At 49.6% G+C, this 17,508-nt stretch carries 16 protein-coding genes; 6 read left to right on the top strand and 10 right to left on the bottom strand.

Annotation, left to right across the window (positions count from 1 at the left end; translation table 11 throughout):
- Window positions 1-234 precede the first annotated feature (234 nt).
- Together EL645_RS05365 and EL645_RS05360 are read right to left on the bottom strand one after the other, a co-directional pair.
- A complete protein-coding gene (locus EL645_RS05365) occupies window positions 235-1,887 on the bottom strand; it encodes a putative manganese-dependent inorganic diphosphatase (protein ID WP_126549068.1) in 1,653 nt (550 codons plus the stop codon).
- Window positions 1,888-2,280: 393 nt separating this feature from the next.
- On the bottom strand, window positions 2,281-3,825 hold the full coding sequence (locus EL645_RS05360) for a M28 family peptidase (RefSeq protein WP_161977138.1): 1,545 nt from the start codon (window positions 3,823-3,825) through the stop codon (window positions 2,281-2,283).
- A gap of 213 nt (window positions 3,826-4,038) precedes the next feature.
- Here EL645_RS05360 and EL645_RS05355 point away from each other — a divergent pair, with 213 nt between their 5' ends.
- Both EL645_RS05355 and EL645_RS05350 read left to right on the top strand, forming a co-directional pair.
- Window positions 4,039-4,872, top strand: a complete 834-nt coding sequence (locus tag EL645_RS05355; RefSeq protein ID WP_161977137.1) for an EsaB/YukD family protein — start codon at window positions 4,039-4,041, stop codon at window positions 4,870-4,872.
- A complete protein-coding gene (locus EL645_RS05350; RefSeq protein ID WP_161977136.1) occupies window positions 4,800-5,459 on the top strand; it encodes a WD40 repeat domain-containing protein in 660 nt (219 codons plus the stop codon). Before EL645_RS05355 ends, EL645_RS05350 begins: the two co-directional genes overlap by 73 nt.
- A gap of 163 nt (window positions 5,460-5,622) precedes the next feature.
- On the opposite strand, the gene EL645_RS05345 is transcribed toward EL645_RS05350, so the two are convergent.
- Together EL645_RS05345 and EL645_RS05340 are read right to left on the bottom strand one after the other, a co-directional pair.
- Entirely contained in the window at window positions 5,623-6,741 is a 1,119-nt protein-coding gene (locus EL645_RS05345; protein WP_126549064.1) for a polyprenyl synthetase family protein, read from the bottom strand.
- A gap of 76 nt (window positions 6,742-6,817) precedes the next feature.
- Entirely contained in the window at window positions 6,818-7,312 is a 495-nt protein-coding gene (locus EL645_RS05340; RefSeq protein WP_126549063.1) for a hypothetical protein, read from the bottom strand.
- A 310-nt stretch (window positions 7,313-7,622) separates the two neighbouring features.
- Between EL645_RS05340 and folP the strand changes: the two genes are divergently transcribed.
- Both folP and EL645_RS05330 read left to right on the top strand, forming a co-directional pair.
- Window positions 7,623-8,501, top strand: a complete 879-nt coding sequence (folP, locus tag EL645_RS05335; RefSeq protein WP_126549062.1) for a dihydropteroate synthase — start codon at window positions 7,623-7,625, stop codon at window positions 8,499-8,501.
- A gap of 15 nt (window positions 8,502-8,516) precedes the next feature.
- Window positions 8,517-9,935: a bifunctional folylpolyglutamate synthase/dihydrofolate synthase gene (locus EL645_RS05330; RefSeq protein WP_161977135.1), complete on the top strand. Its 1,419-nt coding sequence runs from the start codon at window positions 8,517-8,519 to the stop codon at window positions 9,933-9,935.
- 58 nt (window positions 9,936-9,993) lie between these two features.
- Here EL645_RS05330 and EL645_RS39080 read toward each other — a convergent pair whose 3' ends face one another.
- From EL645_RS39080 to EL645_RS05320, 3 genes are all read right to left on the bottom strand, one after another.
- A complete protein-coding gene (locus EL645_RS39080) occupies window positions 9,994-10,170 on the bottom strand; it encodes a hypothetical protein (protein ID WP_161977134.1) in 177 nt (58 codons plus the stop codon).
- A gap of 17 nt (window positions 10,171-10,187) precedes the next feature.
- On the bottom strand, window positions 10,188-11,591 hold the full coding sequence (locus EL645_RS05325; RefSeq protein ID WP_126549060.1) for an asparagine synthase-related protein: 1,404 nt from the start codon (window positions 11,589-11,591) through the stop codon (window positions 10,188-10,190).
- Between the two features lie 64 nt (window positions 11,592-11,655).
- Window positions 11,656-11,928 (bottom strand): hypothetical protein, encoded by a 273-nt coding sequence (locus EL645_RS05320; RefSeq protein WP_126549059.1) that lies wholly within the window; start codon window positions 11,926-11,928, stop codon window positions 11,656-11,658.
- Between the two features lie 560 nt (window positions 11,929-12,488).
- Between EL645_RS05320 and EL645_RS05315 the strand changes: the two genes are divergently transcribed.
- On the top strand, window positions 12,489-13,547 hold the full coding sequence (locus EL645_RS05315) for a C39 family peptidase (protein WP_126549058.1): 1,059 nt from the start codon (window positions 12,489-12,491) through the stop codon (window positions 13,545-13,547).
- 347 nt (window positions 13,548-13,894) lie between these two features.
- Here EL645_RS05315 and EL645_RS05310 read toward each other — a convergent pair whose 3' ends face one another.
- From EL645_RS05310 to EL645_RS05300, 3 genes are all read right to left on the bottom strand, one after another.
- Window positions 13,895-14,734: a PIG-L deacetylase family protein gene (locus EL645_RS05310; protein ID WP_126549057.1), complete on the bottom strand. Its 840-nt coding sequence runs from the start codon at window positions 14,732-14,734 to the stop codon at window positions 13,895-13,897.
- A gap of 27 nt (window positions 14,735-14,761) precedes the next feature.
- Window positions 14,762-15,547 (bottom strand): lipoate--protein ligase family protein, encoded by a 786-nt coding sequence (locus EL645_RS05305; protein ID WP_126549056.1) that lies wholly within the window; start codon window positions 15,545-15,547, stop codon window positions 14,762-14,764.
- 295 nt (window positions 15,548-15,842) lie between these two features.
- The gene (locus EL645_RS05300; RefSeq protein WP_126549055.1) at window positions 15,843-16,313 is read right to left on the bottom strand and encodes a MerR family transcriptional regulator; all 471 of its coding nucleotides are present in this window, start codon (window positions 16,311-16,313) and stop codon (window positions 15,843-15,845) included.
- 651 nt (window positions 16,314-16,964) lie between these two features.
- Between EL645_RS05300 and EL645_RS05295 the strand changes: the two genes are divergently transcribed.
- Window positions 16,965-17,480, top strand: a complete 516-nt coding sequence (locus tag EL645_RS05295) for a hypothetical protein (RefSeq protein ID WP_126549054.1) — start codon at window positions 16,965-16,967, stop codon at window positions 17,478-17,480.
- Window positions 17,481-17,508 lie beyond the last annotated feature (28 nt).

The following is a 17,508-nucleotide window of genomic DNA, read 5'->3' as shown; positions in this document are numbered from 1 at the left end:
TAACAAGGTAAGAAGTTCGTTGCGTATCAACGTTGATAGCAGGGACATCGTGACCGAACCATGGTAGAAGTAAACTATTGGATTCTAACTACAAAACGTAACTTACTGAGTACTGCGGTGTTGTTTGTTAAATTTTAGCAAATAGTTACTTCTACCTAACAAGGAGTATCCAAGTCGTATCATAGTGTAACATAGCCGATGTCACATGGCAAGAGTACAAGCTTTATAAGTTAATTAACGCACGTTTGTTGTTTCCGTGAGTAGTGATTCAATGCGGGTAAGCTGGGGCACTACCTGTTTCTTGCGCGATACCAGACCTTCGACTACAATAGACCCGCCGTCAGGCTCTAGAGGTCGATTGAAAGCTTCGGCTACCGCCTGTTCACCACCACTGATCAACAAATGACAACGCATATTAATAATGTCGACAATCATAAAGAGAAATGAAACGTAGCTCCGCTCTTGCGCGATATGCTTCATCGTTTCTTTGAGCTCATCCATGCGCGACTCAATGCTGGCCGGGCTAGCGGTCTCAACGGTACCAACTGCGAATTTATGATCATGGACCGTGAATTCTTTGAAGTCTGAGGTAATCAAAGCCTCCGCAGGCTTCTCGGTCAGATCCTGAGCAGCGGCGGCAAAGATCTCTTGCCCATACTTCTCGATATCTTCACCGGCGATGGCAGCCAGTTCGGCCGCGACCCGCTCATCGCGCGCGGTGCAGGTGGGAGAACGCAGAATCAGGGTGTCGTAAAGCAAGCCAGCCAATAACAGGCCCGCCACATCTTTTGGTATCTCGACATCGGCCTCATGATAGAGACCAACAATAATCGTACCCGTACAACCGACCGGTTCAGCACGGAAAAGAATTGGTTTACTGGTATGTACATCAGCGATCCGGTGATGATCGATAATACCGAGCAATTCAGCCTCTTCGATACCATCGACAGCCTGTGACTGTTCATTATGATCGACCAGGTAAACGCGTTTTGGGCGCGCCTTAATTAAATCTGTACGCGAGATATAACCTACCAGTTTACCCTGATTATCCACGACCGGCATAGAGCGCAAGCGTGCCAGCGTTGGCTGGACATCACTCATATGATCGTCGGGATGGCAAAATGTAAACTCGCGATTCATAATCTCTTGTGTTCTAATACTCAGATTGATCAAGCGAATGGCGGTAAAAGTATGGTGGGCTGTACTGATGACCATTACCCCATGCTGACGTGCTGTATGCAGTGTGCGCTCCGAGACCAGTAAATCACCGGTAATCACCAGGGCGGCCGCGCCCGACTCAATGGCCATAATCTGAGCATCTTCCCGGTCACCAATAATTACCAGGCAGCCAGGCTCAACATAATCGACCATGGTCTCGGCTTCCATTGCCCCCACCAGGACACGATTGCCCAGCTGGCGACGACCCTCAACCAGTACGCGGCCTTTAAGTACACGTACCAGGTTATCGCGGATTAGCGGAATGCGATTGAGGGACAACGGGTCCAGATCATTGAAGAACAATTTGGCCAGGTCATCATGCGCAATCATACCTTTAACATAATTATTTTCATCAACGACAGGCATGGATCCCCGATTGTGTTCCTGGAGCAATTGTCCGGCCTCAAACACTGGCTGATCGACATACACAGAAATAATGCCGCGCCGCATAACGTCACGTACCTGCAAATTGACATCTTCAAGTGCTTCTGGTGCTTCCACATGGAAGCGATCAAGTACAAAGCGAATTTCGGGCTTCAGGTCGCCGTGGCGTGCTGGAATGGCTTGCTCTTCTCCCTGGGCGCGTAACAGATACGCATAAGCATAGGCAGAAGCGACAGAATCCATATCAGAATTTTTATGTCCCATTACATAAATTGGTTTTGTCATACAGTAGATCTCCGGCTTAGGGTCGAGTTGCTTTTCGTTATTTTTTTGCGGGCAATTTCAGGTGACCTTATGGTCAACCTACGTCTATTATGAATAGCGTCGTCAAGCTTTCCTGTGTATTTCATCCATACCTCTCAATGTTGTTGCCTACGTTTGAGCAAGACGACGCTACCAATGATACCAGGAATTAGCAAAAGCACCAAGGCGATTGCCAGTAAGAGGGAAGGTTCAGGTATCATAGACTCTTTTTTTCCTGATGGCAAGGGGCTGTGACTGTCGGCGGTGCTTGATTTTTCTCCGCACTTGTTGGCCCAGCCGTCAAAGCCGCCGACCAGAGCGAATCTGGTGTTAGCTGTACCTTATCTGATAACGTTGCATCTGGTACTGGCAGTTTCACCAGTGTATTCGTGGGGGAATGCCCGTTGCATAATAACGATCATACTGGTTTGGATAGATTGGATTATGGGTGCCCACAATAAGGTTTTTGGTTATACGTTGAACGATATGATCCGAGGTAACAGTCAGGCCAAGCGTATAGTTACCGTTGGTAGTGTAGGTATGATGTACAACCAGGCCACTTGCGTTCTTGCCATCGCCAAAGTCCCAGTTATAGGTAAGGGACGCATTTTTCGTGCTCAACTGATTGGTCTGGGCTGAGAACAGAAGCTCCTGTCCAGTCTGAATCCTATTAATATCACTGATAGCTATCAGTGGGTTCTCATTGCTGGCAGTTTCCCCCAGCATAGATGGCTGCTGCAACATCCAGGTTGTGAGCATAGTCGGTAGCGCCAACGCTAACGTCAGGGCGGCGGACTTCGTTGAATTGCCCGAGGCAAAGGTATTCATTAGTTGAATGGTGTCAGTGGGCTGATCATAGGGATAAGAAGCTGTAGGAGCATCGGGATCATAATATGTTGAGTTTCCCACAAAGGTTGCGCAGGGAATGCCTGCCTGGGTGAAAGGGACCTGGTCACTGGAACCGACCTGGTCATCCTCCTGTTTAACGTTGCTCAGCTGATCAGGTGTAAAGACAGGTTGTGCTACATCCTGTTTATTCCGGTCATGGTAGGTCAGGCTTTGTAAGCCTAGAGCACGTATTTGTTGGAAAACGGCCGGTACGGCCCTGGCCATCAACGCCCTGAATTGCTTGATCTGCTCACGTTGGGGACCCGCGATAGGCGATAGCTCGATATAGAATGGCATCAATGCATTTTGCAGTTGCCCCAGGTAACGTAGAGGATAGGCAATCCCGTTTTGCTCCTCATTGAACATCGCTACAATGTTTTTGATATCCCCATTTACGGTAGCATTAACATAATGATAAGAGCCGTAGAGTCCCTGCTCTTCGGTATCAAACAATACAAAGCGCAAGGTACGTTGAGGCGCGACATGTTGTTGCTGCCAGTAGGCTCCCATAGCTTTAGCGATGCCCAGCTCAATAGCGCAACCACTGGCATCATCGTTAGCCGATTGTGTAGAGGTGGCCATACCATCATAATGACAACCAATAATAATTACCTGCTCTGGATGGACTGCTCCGGGGACCGTGACTTCGATGTTGGCGGCTGGCGTCGTGCTGGGACGGTCACGCCAGCCACGAATATGAAAGTTATCGCGATAGGCCGTGCTCCCAAAGCCCTGTAAGTCGTGTAAAATCTCCTGTGACCAATAGTTGGCGAACTCATCGTGTCCATTGGTGCTGGTTGAGAGTTGCTTGTCATAGCCAGATTCACGATGCTGGAAGCGCGTGGCCATGGTGTAAAGTTGGTTGTAAATATAATCAGGCTCTACCAGTGGCAGTGCCTGGTTGGTGGATTGTATTAATTGTTGGCCTGCTAAATTATGGGCATAGACCAGATTACTATTTACCGTTGCAGATAATGTGCCGCCGAGAAGGAGTATGGTACAGATAAAAGCCTGTAGAACCCGGTAGCTCATGCAATGTCTCCTGATTAAGTATATTTGAGAATGTGTATCCTTATCATACCACAGAAGCCGACCACTATTTCCGCACGTTTGCTTCATCTTTCTTACTGTTGAGATGCCTGATGTCCACTTCAAGCTCCACTAGCCCTTTTTACTTATAAAGGTGAAAAACGAAGAATGACCATGATACACTGTTATAAGAGAAAGATGGATCGGGGTATAGAGATGCAAAAATCTGAGATTCTAATAGAGCAAGATACGTTAGGCACTGCACGCCCGGTAGTAGTGGCGATGGATGTTCCTATATCTATGCTGCTACCGAAATTGGTTGAAATTTTAAAATTGCCGCAGTCTGACCTCTTTGGTAAGCCGCTTATCTACACTTTACGTCACGCGGCCAGTGGCCGTATCCTTGCTAAGGATAAAACATTGACGGAAGTGGGAATTCTTTCTGGCATGCGTTTGATGTTGGATTCTTCGATAACTGAGAGTATCCCGGTGCCCATTGCCCCGGTGGCTTCTAATCTGAAGCCAAGGCCAGCTTCGCCTTTTAATCCCATTGATCCCTCTTTGCATACCTCAGATACACTCTCTGATAATGCTCTTACCCCAGCCTTAACGCGTAACCAGACAGGCCATACACCCGATACCGGGTCTATCAAGAAGCGCAGCAATCTTTCCAGGCGAACATTTCTGGCCGCCTTTGGAACCTTGTGTGGAGTGGGTGGTATAGGGGTTGGCTATGCCGCGTATCGCGGTGTGTTTAATTCTGCTCCTGCATCAAAAACCACCACTACCACACATATTGTAAAGCATACTGCAGCAGCCCCCAAAGCTCCTGTGGTGCATACTACAACCCTGAAGGAGCGCCTGACTTTTAATAAGCATCAGCAAACTGTCCGCACTGTAGCCTGGGCCCCAACCGGGAACATGCTGGCCAGTGGCTCCGATGATACCCATGTTTTTCTCTGGATATGCAGGGTAACGTGCAGCAGGATATTAATCATCCTGCTGCAGTTAAAGCCCTCGCCTGGTCGCCAGACGGTGTTCACCTGGTGACAGGAGCCAATACGCAGGTAGCTTTTTGGAATGCCACTAATGGGAAGCAGTTGGCCCGCTCAACGCATCGCCATGCCCAGATGGTTACCGGCCTGGCCTGGTCCGCTCAGAATCCCATGCAGGTAGTCTCTGTAGGCGCTGATAAACGTGCTGTGGTCTGGGATGGCCAGCAGTATCGCGCGCTTCTGACTTACCAGGCCCATACCAATGCCATTGCGGCTGTCTCCTGGAGTACTGACGGTAAAACGGTCGCCACATCCTCTGATGGGGGGGCTGTGCGCATCTGGGATGCAATGAAGGGTATGGATATCCATGGGTATTATTACGATGCTCAAATTCCGATGCGCACGCTGGCCTTCGCTCCTGATGGTGTCCAATTGGCAGTAGGTGGGGATGATGGTATTGTCCGCATCTGGCATGCTCTGACCTGTACTAATAATAATGGGCAGATATGCCAGGACGTTCCGCAGCGTCTCCATCTGGCCAATGTCCCTATCCGGTCGGTTGCCTGGTCGCCAGATGCGCGTTTCCTGCGGTCGGCACAAATGATGGTACGTTTACCTTGCTGCAAGCCACGCAGGGTATGAAGCAGATCTTCCAGAAGAAATTAGCGAATACCGTGCATAGTATTACCTGGGCACCTACCAGTAAGCAGGTCGTCACAGCCACTGGCAATCAAGTCATACTCTGGGATGTCATATAACACCCTGATTGAGGTATCTATCGATGTTATACGACATCCAGATTTTTTTAGTGGGCTACTGTCTCGACAAATTGCACCATTGTGCGCATATCTTCAATGGCGCGTGTAGCAACTGAGCTACTGATGGGTGGAATATTATTGAGAGCCTCGTAAGCGGCATCGCAATATTTTTGTAAAAAGGTACGGCAATAGGCCTGGGTCTGCGTGCGCTCGAAGATAGCCAGTACCTGTGCTACTTGCTCACTGCCAACGGGATCTGTTTGCTGATAAATAGCCTGCAGGGTCTGAAGATCCTGTGGATTGGCATGTTCGAGGGCATGGAGGATAGGGAGACTCTTCTTACGTCGATAGATATCACCGGCCTGAGTTTTTCCCAACTCGGCCGCCGAAGCCCAGACGCCCAGCAGATCGTCTCGTACCTGGAACGCGACCCCAATTGCCTGACCAAAGCTGGCCAGTCGTTGAATCGTCCCTTTATCACGGGTACCAATCATCGCACCCATCTCAGCTGAACAGCGCATCAAGGCAGCGGTTTTACGACTGATCATATCGATATACATCGAGACCGAAATATCCTGCCGTTGCTCAAAGCTAATATCCAGGTATTGTCCTTCGGCGATCTCTAATACTGTGCGATCCAGGATGGCGCCTAGGTGGGCCGCAATGTCGCCTTCCACACCATTTTCCAGTACACCCCACAGGGCGAAGCGGGCCAGGCCAAACATGCCATCGCCTGTATTAATAGCCTGAGGAACGCCCCAGATTGTCCACATGGTGGGACGATGACGGCGTTCGGTATCTCCATCTTCGATATCATCGTGAATGAGAGAAAAATTATGGGTTAGCTCAACCGAGACCGCTGCGGCCAGAGCGCGTTGTAAATAGCTATCGTCGGTTATGGTTGTGCCATCGGTTAAGCCCCAGGCGCCAGCGGCCTCATAGGCCAGTAAGAGCAGGGTTGGCCGCAATAGCTTACCAGGATTGCTCCTGGTGGGGGTTAGCTGAGCATCTACCCAGCCCAGATGGTAGCGCATTTGCCCATAATAAGCATCCAGGGCCGCGACCCCGGATTCACTCGCGACTTTGTTCAGTGTCGCTCGCAATGCTGCATCAATCGAACGCTGATGCCTGAGCAGCGTAGACTGTAGAGTTGTCGATAAGACCATGAATATGATGATACGAGATGGTATAGCGCGTATTCGCTATGCGCCCTCGTCCCCTTTCTCTCCTCAGAATTTGTATTTATGGGTGCAAATAGAAGAAAACCCCAGCAGCTATTGTGCCAACCACCACAACTGCACGAGTTAAGCCTCGAATGCCCCCGATGCGACTGAGCGGTGAGCACATATCGCAGTAACGATTGATATATTGATAGCGGTGTCCCCGCAATCCTTCGCGTGAGATAATGACATCCTCATCTTTGCTCTGTGTATGCAGGTCGTCGCAGATGTAGCGACCGCAGCCACGGCAAGTAGATTGATCCACATAGTGGGTAGTTTTAGATAGAGACCACTGATCTGGATAAACCTGTGTACCACAAACATAACAAACCTGCGTTTGTGATAATTTCATCTGCTTTTCAGCACAGGGAGAATGCTGTTGTTTTGGGAAATGTTCCTGACAGAAGCACATATGACAATCTGGACAGCGTCCAAGCGCCTCTTCACTGCATTCATGACAACGGCGGGCGGCGTTCACGCTTCTCTGATATTGTTTGGCTTCATTGGCTTTTGGCATACTTTTTTCTTCTTCCCATGTCGCTATTATATGATCACGTGGTGGTGGTGATCGATATCTGTACAATAAGATGCCTGAATTTGTGCATATAGGTAGTATAGCACTGGTCGATCTGTGTGATATAACGAATCAGATGGCTAACTCGTTGCCGACAAGCCTGAAAGACCTATAGATGTCGTTTCATGGCTGCCACTATCTCCTGTTTTTATTTATCGTATGCTGATGGATTTTGATAGAGTGTTGCCCTCTACTTGAGAGACAGAGTATGATGGTGAAAGTTTTTTGACAGCACAAAAGGATGGTTTCACCGATGGCTATTTCGACAACTGCAGTTTTTCCTCCAACGCAGTGGGCCAGCCATAGTATTATCTGGGGACAACAGACCTATGTAATGGGTATCGTGAATGTAACTCCAGATTCTTTTTCTGGCGATGGCTTGCATCAAGGTGGGGATTGGATTGAACGGGCTGTAGCACAAGCTCAACAATTTGTGGCCCAGGGGGCACTAGTTATAGATGTCGGTGGTGAATCAACGCGCCCCCATGCGGATACAGTGACTACGGAACAGGAAATCGCGCGCGTGCTCCCGGTTATCCAGGCCTTACGCGCGCAATTGCCAGACCAGATTATTATTTCAATTGATACCTATAAAGCTAAGGTGGCGGCCAGGGCCCTGGAGGCAGGCGCTAACCTTATCAATGACATCTGGGGACTCAAGCATGATCCTGCGATAGCTGACGTGGCACGTTCACACGGCGTGCCGGTGGTCCTGATGGCGAATATGCGCGGTTACCAGAAGCACGAGATTGTTAGTGACGTGACGCGTTTTCTGGCCGCCGCTATAGATCGTGCGCTGCAGGCTGGTATTCCCTGGGAACATATTATTATTGATCCCGGCATTGGCTTTGGCACCACCCCGGAGGAAAATCTGACCTTATTGCGTCGTCTGGGTGAATTGCGTGCCCTGGGGCGACCGCTCTTATTGGGCACATCGCGTAAATCCACTATCGGTCAGGTGCTGGGTGGATTGCCACCTGAAGAGCGTCTGGAGGGGACCGCGGCCACGGTTGCGCTGGGTATCGCTCAGGGAGCAGATATTGTACGGGTGCATGATGTGCACGAAATGATGCGGGTCGTGAAAATGAGCGATGCTATTATACGTGGCACATTTCAGCGGCCGGAGGCATAAATTGGGAGGATTATTGTGAATTATAAAGAGGCCTTGAATTATATTTATAGCTTTACTGATTATGAGCGTAGTGGCAAATATACCAGAGATCGTAATGAAAATATCCTGCGCGAAGTTGAACTGTTAAAGAGGCTGGGGAATCCTCACTTACAGTATACTAACACCTTGATCGCTGGCACAAAAGGCAAAGGTTCAACGGCTGCATATATTGAGCGTGTCTTACGCGAAGCCGGTCTGCGTACTGGCCTCTATACACAACCAGACCTGCATACCTTTCGTGAGCGCTCACAGACGAATGGCCGCCTGATAAGTGAACAGGAACTGGCGGACCTGGTACCAGAGATACGGGCCGCGGTTGAGCAGATCGAAGCCAGCCAGGAGTATGGTCCTTTTATTACCTACGAGATTGGTACCGCGCTGGCCCTGTTATATTTTGCCCGCCAGCAGGTTCAGCATGCCGTGGTTGAGGTGGGTCTGGGTGGACGCCTGGATGCAACCAATGTCACACAGCCTCTCGTGTCCGTAATTACTTCTATTAGTTATGACCACATGAGTATCCTGGGTGATACATTGACCAAAATTGCCACCGAGAAAGCTGGCATTATCAAACCCAACGGCCTGGTGGTCACTTCGGCCCAGGCTCCAGAAGCTCTGGTTGCTATTACCGCCATCGCACGTCAGCGTAACGCACGTATCGTACGCATTGGTGCTGTGGGCGAAGATCCTGCCCAGGTTGAGGTGGCGGCTGGTAGCGTTCCAGGGCTCGATTACCGCTATCAAATTCACGAGCAGCGTGAGAATGGGCAGCGCTTCTCCATTCAAACGCCTGCAGGAGTTTATCGCGACCTGGAAACGCCACTGGTTGGAGAACACCAGGTGGAAAACGCTACCGTGGCGGTGGCGACCCTGGAAGAATTGCGCAAAAAAGGTATTGAGTGGGATGAGCAAGCCTTGCGTAAGGGTCTGGCCGCCGTTCACTGGCCCGCCCGCATTCAAATAGTGGGGCATGAGCCCACCATAGTTGTTGATGGGGCGCATAATGCCGATTCTATGCATAAATTGTTGCTTGCTTTGCGCTCAACTTTTGAGCCTCATCGCCTGATCTGCGTGCTGGGTGTGAATAAAGATAAAGATATCGCGCATATGTTACAAGAACTGGCCGAGGTGGATGCTATAATCTTGACCCATGCGGATAATCCGCGTGCAATGCGGCCAGAGGAATTGCAGACTTTATTGCTTCAATATGCGCCCAATGTGCCTGTACACCTGGCCGAGACCTGTGAGCAGGCTTTAGATCTGGCCACTGACCTGGCTGAAACATCGGACCTGATCTGTGCGACCGGTTCGCTGTATCTGGCCGGTGAAGCCCTGCGCTGGGCCGCTGAGCATGGTGATGCTCGGGCTGCGTCAGAGATTGAAGGGAGAGATCATTAGTTATAATATGCAGGAAATGTTTTTGTCATTTCCTGCATATTATAACTAAAAATATTTCTTATGCCCAGGAATCGATGTTGAAGAGCTGGCTGAGCAGCTGGGTGGTAAAGATGAAGATGAGGGCTCGCGCCGCGGCTGGCTCTTTTGCTGCGCGCTGCTGGATGCTCTGCACGAGCTCAGGTTCGAAGAGTCCAAGCTGCTGGACGGCGGCTGGAGCAAGGGTATGGGCAAACAACTCACCATCGCTATCTATCAGGTGTGTAAGGGACGTAGTTGGATAGTGAGTGGTAGTGTATGTGGCTTGTCTGGTAAACCAGGCACATAACGTTGCAATAAGGTATCTATAGCCGTCGTGGTGACTGGATTGTTGGTAAGCAAGGGGGAGATATTGATCAGGGATGTCATGACCCGTGCGTTTAAATAAGGTGAACGTAGCGCCATGCGTTCCTGAATTGCCAGCTGGTGAAATGGATATACCAGCACATCCGCCAGCTTCAACTGCAGGTCCAGATAATATAGGCCTTGAACAGCATTATTGTATTGCTGGGCTTTCCGTTGTAGCTTGCGGGCGCGCAAGGTATCTTCCCAATGCTCAGTTTGCTGCAGCAACTGACTGGCTGCCGGTGACCATAGCTGCTTGCCGATGGCTTGTTGATGTGGATTTTGTTGTTGACGATAACTGGCCAGCAGATCTTCTGGGATAAGAGGCGCTAGCTGACTGGCGGTTAATCCCAGTAGCGTTTGAGCGCCGCTGCCACTGATCGCGACGCGGGCCCCCGTTTCTATCGCGGTGGTGTGTAATAGTTGATGAATAGCCAGGGAACGACTATCGCAACAGGGTGCTTCCAACCCCAATAGCATAGCCTGCCAGAAGGCGGGTTGATCTACCCCGGTGATTGCCAGTAACGACAAGTCGTACTTATCGGCAACACTTTGTACCTCTTTCCACCCTTTGCCCGTCATAGAGCGGCTAGTGTTCAATGTAGTGCTGGCAAATCCATGCCTTTTCTGCCGGGCACTCAGTGCTGTTGCAAGCGCAGAAGCTCGGCTTCCACTGAGCAAGGCCACCACTTCTTCATGGGATGGTAAAAGGTCCTGACTGCTCTGGTTGAGCAAGGCATCCAGTTGTTCCAGGGAGTCGGAAGCAGCATCGGGCGTCTCAAAAGAGAAATCACTGGCGCTATTGACGACAGTTTTGGCGTGTTGCCAGCGTAGGATTGAACCCGCCGGTACCATATGAATATCTTTAAACGCCGTCCATGGGGCGGGAATCGAGCCATATTGCCACAGCGCTTCCAGGGCCGCGACATGCAAGCGTCTGGGTGCTCCAACCGCAAGCAGTGCTTTTATCTCGCTGGCAAAGAGTAAATTGCCCTCTGCGGGCCAATTCTCAATATAAAAAAGTGGATGCATGCCCGAGAGTGGTCGGCGATAAACCAGTGTACGTCGATCGGGTACCCAATCCAGCACTGGTGACTCTTTTGACTGCTGCGCATAGGCAGTATCGGCAAATGCGATCAATCCCGCGCCAGGATGGATAGTATAGGCTGGCTCACCACCATGGTGTGCCAGCACTTCTCCCATCGCTGTGAGCGTCTGCTCAATCACCTCTTGTGGTACCTGTTCGCCAGTTAACCAGCCTGCGAGTACGGGCATAGCTTGCTTGCCTCTCTTTCTCTACGCGCTCGTTGTATTAAGTTTTCCCGGGCAGGAATGCTGCTTAGCGAGTATTGGTCAATGGAATATCTGAGCGACGTATCCATTTTTTGTTAAAATAGACATAGGTATCGTCGCGATCATAATACTCATTGGTTAGATCGCACTCGGTCCACTCGCCTTTGGTACCTTCATTGGCCAGTTTTTTTACCACCTCATTAATGACCTCTGGACCCTCTGTGCGGTCCACATTGGGGAACTGCTCATCATTTACTTCGCCATCAAGCTCGATCGCCTGTTTATTCTGGGTTCCACGCAGAATATAGTATACGTACATGGTCTTTCCCTCTCTTCTCTCAACCTCTGGTGAACTTGCGGTTTCAGCCATTAAGATTTTTTGTAACTACAACTTGCTCGCGCAAACTGATCGCAGATAAATATATCCGCGTCATCATATCATGATCTTACGCTGCTGTTAAGATAAAGTCCGGACGTTTTTTCAATCAGATTATTGAGATAGCATGCGATTGCTATACTCTGCAGTAATGATTTGCCCGCTAAATATTTACCAGGATATTAATATTTTTTAATATAGATCTCCGCATTTTGTTGTAATTCTGATAGCATACACGCGTTTTGTATGTTATAATATTAGAGCTTTACATCGATTTAAAGCCAGTAGCGAGGCGGCTTCGGACAATAGCTGAGGTGTTGACTTACATCCGGGCTATTCAGGTTGAACGTAATACATTTATCATATAGGGTAGTACATTTAGACATGCCGAAAAAGATATGATATGGCGTTTCATTCTATAGCATGTCTGATATCGTCGCTGTCTCAAAAATTGTACATCGTGCTTTTCAATTGCATACATTTTTACACTTAGGGAGCTGTTAATGATTATTGTCCTGCTCACGCTGTTGGCTATTGCTCTTACGCTAGTAGTTGCAGGATTATTCCTCTCACCAAGAACTAATGCCGTTGAGCGAAACGGGGTCTCCTCATATGCTTCTCGGGAAGCGACGCGGGCGCGCATGTCTCGCCGCAGCAATAGCAGCCAGGCTTATGGGGTTGATAGCGGTCTAAAGCGGTCACAGCCGCGCCGGGCCGCACGTTTAGCACAGCCCCAGGTGCGTATGAATTACGGAGCCTATGAGATGGTTGAGCCTGTTGCTCCTGTGGCAGGTGGTTGGACCCAGATTTTTGCTTTACTGAATGTAAAGCAGCTGATCCAGTCCCGCCGTGGAGAACCGACTCCCTGGTTAGGTATCTGTTTGATTCTGATCGCATTATTTGGCGTTGGCATGATAGCGATACGGCCACTGTTGTTTGCACCCTCAAGTACCATTCCTTCTATTTGGAGCGTGATTACCTCTGAGTCCTCAACCGCGCCAAAGCCCAATGCTGTTTCAAAGCCAGCTAATCCAGCCCAGCCATTATTTGTAGGTGTGGTGGGGGCTTCAAAGGCCCTGGTGCGCGTCAATCAAATGTCGGTCGACCAGTATCAGTCGCAAAGTGAATTTGATCAATGGGGTGCGGCGGCCTGTTCAGCGGCTGCTATGACTGAAGTAATAAATGCATATAGTGGCCATAATTTCCGTGTCACCGATATCTTGAAAGTCGAAGCCAATCTCCACCAGATCACGCCAGACGAGGGGTTGTTACAGGCCAGTGGTATTGATGTTACGGTAGATAAATTTGGTTTTAATGCCACCCATCTGGATAATCCATCATTGGATGATGTTGTGAAGATTGCCAATCAGGGGCGCCCTGTCATTGTCAGTTTTCCGCCTTCTCAGATTGTACCTGGTGGACACATTCTGGTCTTACGTGGTGGTCAGGGGAACCTGGTCTATCTTGCAGACTCCTCGATTCTCGATCAGACCTCGATGTCCCGGGCAAAGTTCTTATCTCTCTGGCGCGGTTTCGCTGTAGTTGTGACTCCCAAAAAATAGTTGGAGATCAATAACGCTCCTTTATAGGGAGCGTTATGTGGTGCGAAAAGAAGTGCGGACGCCAGCGTCCGCACTTCTTTTTAAATTAAGGGATGCAACAAAGGCGTGTGCCGCGCACACGCCTTTGTTGCATCCCTTAATTTAAATCCATTTTTTAGTGTTTGCAAGAATAAAATGTTTTGTGCGCATTTTCTGCACGCAAGAATAAAATGTTTTGTGCGCATTTTCTGCACGCAAGAATAAAATGCTTTGTTTATAAGGATGCTGAAATTGGGCTACAGCCCAATTTCAGCATCCTTATAAACACGCTCGGGCGCGGATGCGCACGTAAGCAAGCACCGCGCTACTTACTCTTCACTACCGGGAAGAGCAGTCTCCTCTTTGGGTGCAGGCGGAATATGCAGCTTCATGCGGCGGAATGACTCCGCATAACGCATCTCCAACCCCTTTTTCTCTTTGGCCTCTTTGGCGACCGTAGCGGCGCGCTCGCGCATCCGCTCAGCCATCCGCTCGTTATCTTCAGGGTTGAACTGAGTGGCGTGGCACATCAAGCCCTGGCCCTTTTTATCGATGCTCTCTGTGACATCGACATAAGTGTTTATCTGTGTGCTACCAAAGAAATATACTTCGTGCACACGATAGGGCTGAAGTCCCTCAGCCAGCAGTTCGCGGAAAGAGCGAGGATTGCCCGCAAACGGGAAGATGGAATCTACCACGATATTGCCAGTTGCCCGGTGATCTGGATGGTTGAGGTAACCAGTTGCATCTGGTTTCTCATCTGGATCTGGAGCCATGATATGGGATGTGGGATCATGGGTAAAGATGACGCGAGGGCGATATTTGCGAATTAACTTGACGACATTGCGGCGTACATCTTCGGTATTCACCAGATGTCCATCGCGATTGCGGAGGAACTCGACTGCTTGAACACCGTAGACCTCGGCGGCAGCCCGCTGTTCCTGCTCACGGGTAAGCATCAATTCTTCATCGCTCTGGCTGGGAATCTCGCTTCCTTCTGTGCCATCGGTCATAACCACCCAGACAATCTTTTTTCCCTGGCTGGCCCATAGGGCGCATGTCGCCGCAGTTCCAAAATCATTATCATCTGGATGCGCTCCAATTACCATTGCCTCATAATCAGGCTCAGTTAACATTTCAACTGCGCCTGGAGCAGTTCGATCTCCCATTGTATAAACAAACCTTTCATTGCAGTTTTAGAAAGAGGATAGAGGATCAATCACTAAGCGTTGTCGTTCATCGCTAATGATGACACGCTCAAATGCATTGATCACCTCATCACAAGTAATAACACGTCCAAGCAGGCTGTCTAATCCCACTGCACGGTCGGGCAACCCTTTTTGTAAGAGTTCTTGTTCTTCTGGCGTATGGCCCAACAGATGTGCCAGCGTCTGGCTATCCCATTGCAAGAGCACTCCTGCCTGAAGCAGGCTACCGGTGCGCCTACGAATCATGTCAAAGCCAACCACCTTGCGTTGACCAACCACGACCTCATAGGGTGAGAGTGAGCCATAGCAGGCGCGATTCATCAATGTCTCATACGCTCGTGTTGCCGGTTCTTTGCGCAAGGCACGCTGGGCGTGTGCCTCCGCTGGTGTAACTGTGCGGCTCTGGACTCCCAACTGGGCCAGCGCGGAGACCCAGGCCTCACCAAACCAGCGATAAGATTCTACCAGGTCCGGCAATTGCAATGGATGATCGACTGGCAATACTACATCTAAGCTGAGCAGTGTTGAGCCGACCAGCACCGCGGTCCCACCGGCGCGCCGGTGGTAGATAGGAAATGATCCAGCCGTAAGCGCAGCTGGATTAATGATACTTTCTTTTTGTGAAAATCCAAGCACCAGTCCAGCAGGTTGAGCCAGCGACCAATAGAGAGTAGCTGGATCGTCAGGCTGGACTGTATGCAAAAGTTGTTCACTATGCTCAATGTGTTGTTGCTGGTCCGCAATCGTGAGTGGATAGATGAGCCAGTTACGCATAGACGCTTATATACTTTTCTTTTATACTTTTGCTGATCTATTCAGTGCCTTTGACATCAGAGATAGATCAGAATAAAAATATCGTTCTGGCTAGAAGAGCCATCCTGAACACCAGGGACATTTCCAACGTCAGATAACCATATGGTTCCCTGAGGTCGTATTGGAAAAGTTGCTGGTGTTGACATTCATCACATTTTATCACGCCCATGGTTCAGTGTCACATGAAGCTGTATCTTTGCAGCATTATCAATGGCGTTATTTAACCTGTCGAGCTCGCTTTTTTAGGAGCAGGGAGTTAAGAATCTTTTAGTTGTTGCCGTTTGCGTGCATGTTTTTCCAGGCGTTCATGTAACTGCTTGCGCATACCCTGCAGGCCATTCATTTTTTGTTCGATGAGGGCCAGTTGCTCCTGGATAAGCTCATCCGATCTATCCAGATGGGTGAGCTTCTGTTGTACGTCTGAACCCTGACGAAACGCTGTCCTCTCCACTTCACGCTCATCTTCGGCCTGCAGAAACTTGCGAATCTCGCTGAGCGAAAATCCCATTAGTTCGCGTAGCGACTTGATATATAGAATACGTTGCAGGTCCTCTTCTGTATAGCGCCGATAGTTACCTTCGGTGCGCTCAGCCTGTGGCAGTAATTCCATCTCTTCATAATAGCGCAGCGTGCGTTTAGTCAACTGGGCGCGCGTCGCTACCTGTTCAATAGAATAATACACCTGGGTCGCTGTGTTTTGATCAACATCATCGTCTGGATGTTCCATATCATTAAGCTCTCTTCAATTTGCTGTCAGGAGCCAGCAAAATCTCTAACATTTATATAGCCAAAATACCATAGAATAGTCGCCTGGAAAAGCGTGAATATGCCAATAGCTAAAACCTTATCGTTATATTATCTCATGTCATTAACGTTCACGTCAATGTTAAAGTATATAAAGCAGGGCTTTTTTATGTTCTTCGTTGGCGCCTGCGGCGCCGGGCTGGGAGTGTAGAGTGTGGTGGTGGGCGGCTGCGGCCGCCCACCACCACACTCTACACCTGAAAGAATGGGCATCGTAGCGCTTGCTTGTGATCACCATGTTTGCAGGAGGAAGGAGGCTGCGGCCGCCCACCACCACACTCTACACCTGAAAGAATGGGCATCGTAGCGCTTGCTTGTGATCTCTGGACGAGCATTAAAAAGCCCAGTATATAAAGTGTAGATATAGAAAAAGAAGGATGCCAGAAATTGCCAGCTGTATGGTAAAATGGTGAGTATAGAATTATGCTGTTTTTGTCAGTGCTAGTGGTGTGGCATGCGAATAGGGAGGTTGGACGATGCACGCGACAAAGATACTTCTAAAGGTGTTGAGTAGTACAGGTAGACCTAGTCGAACCAGAGCCATTGTTGTTGTTTTGATGCAAGGATAATTGATATGCACGACACCTTATCCTCTCTGGTTGAGAGAGCTATCACCGGGCATCATCGCCCACTTGAGTTTTATTTGCGTGAGCATAGCCGTCTTCCTGGACCACGAGCCAACCTTGAACTGGCCAATGACTTTGCCTATTTATTAGCCTCAGCTAGCACAAAGCATCCCGACAATGTCCTTTCTCTCATCCATGCGTTTTCCAATGGCAATCGAAAACTGGTTGAGAACGATACGCCGGCAGAGTTTATTATGTTCTGTGGGGTAGTCGCGGCTGGAGCCTGTGCCGCTGTACGTAGCGAGTGGCGTGAACAGGTTATTGATATGCTCAGTCATTACGCCTGCAATGACTCATGGCGCGTCCGGGAAGCCGTAGCAACAGCCTTTCAGCACTTACTAAGCGCAGATCCCAGGCGATCCTGCCCTACCTGTCACAGCTGGCGATCAGTGCTAACTTCTTACAACAACGCGCAGCTGTCGCGGCCGTTGCCGAGCCACGCCTGCTGTACGGTCCTGAATTGATAGAGGGCGCATTACATCTACAGCGCAC

The organism is Dictyobacter kobayashii (genome assembly GCF_003967555.1).
Taxonomy (GTDB): Bacteria; Chloroflexota; Ktedonobacteria; order Ktedonobacterales; family Ktedonobacteraceae; genus Dictyobacter; species Dictyobacter kobayashii.
The sequence above is the reverse complement of the archived record's forward strand: the minus strand, read 5'-3'. Positions and strand labels throughout refer to the sequence as shown.

Bases quoted from the DNA above. Each gene is read 5' to 3' on its own strand.
- EL645_RS05320 (WP_126549059.1), bottom strand. From the start codon at position 11,928: ATGTACGTATACTATATTCTGCGTGGAACCCAGAATAAACAGGCGATC.
- EL645_RS05345 (WP_126549064.1), bottom strand. From the start codon at position 6,741: ATGGTCTTATCGACAACTCTACAGTCTACGCTGCTCAGGCATCAGCGT.
- EL645_RS05365 (WP_126549068.1), bottom strand. From the start codon at position 1,887: ATGACAAAACCAATTTATGTAATGGGACATAAAAATTCTGATATGGAT.
- EL645_RS05360 (WP_161977138.1), bottom strand. From the start codon at position 3,825: ATGAGCTACCGGGTTCTACAGGCTTTTATCTGTACCATACTCCTTCTC.
- EL645_RS05355 (WP_161977137.1), top strand. From the start codon at position 4,039: ATGCAAAAATCTGAGATTCTAATAGAGCAAGATACGTTAGGCACTGCA.
- EL645_RS05325 (WP_126549060.1), bottom strand. From the start codon at position 11,591: ATGCCCGTACTCGCAGGCTGGTTAACTGGCGAACAGGTACCACAAGAG.
- EL645_RS05340 (WP_126549063.1), bottom strand. From the start codon at position 7,312: ATGCCAAAAGCCAATGAAGCCAAACAATATCAGAGAAGCGTGAACGCC.
- EL645_RS05295 (WP_126549054.1), top strand. From the start codon at position 16,965: ATGCACGACACCTTATCCTCTCTGGTTGAGAGAGCTATCACCGGGCAT.
- EL645_RS05305 (WP_126549056.1), bottom strand. From the start codon at position 15,547: ATGCGTAACTGGCTCATCTATCCACTCACGATTGCGGACCAGCAACAA.
- EL645_RS05310 (WP_126549057.1), bottom strand. From the start codon at position 14,734: ATGGGAGATCGAACTGCTCCAGGCGCAGTTGAAATGTTAACTGAGCCT.
- folP (WP_126549062.1), top strand. From the start codon at position 7,623: ATGGCTATTTCGACAACTGCAGTTTTTCCTCCAACGCAGTGGGCCAGC.
- EL645_RS05300 (WP_126549055.1), bottom strand. From the start codon at position 16,313: ATGGAACATCCAGACGATGATGTTGATCAAAACACAGCGACCCAGGTG.
- EL645_RS05315 (WP_126549058.1), top strand. From the start codon at position 12,489: ATGATTATTGTCCTGCTCACGCTGTTGGCTATTGCTCTTACGCTAGTA.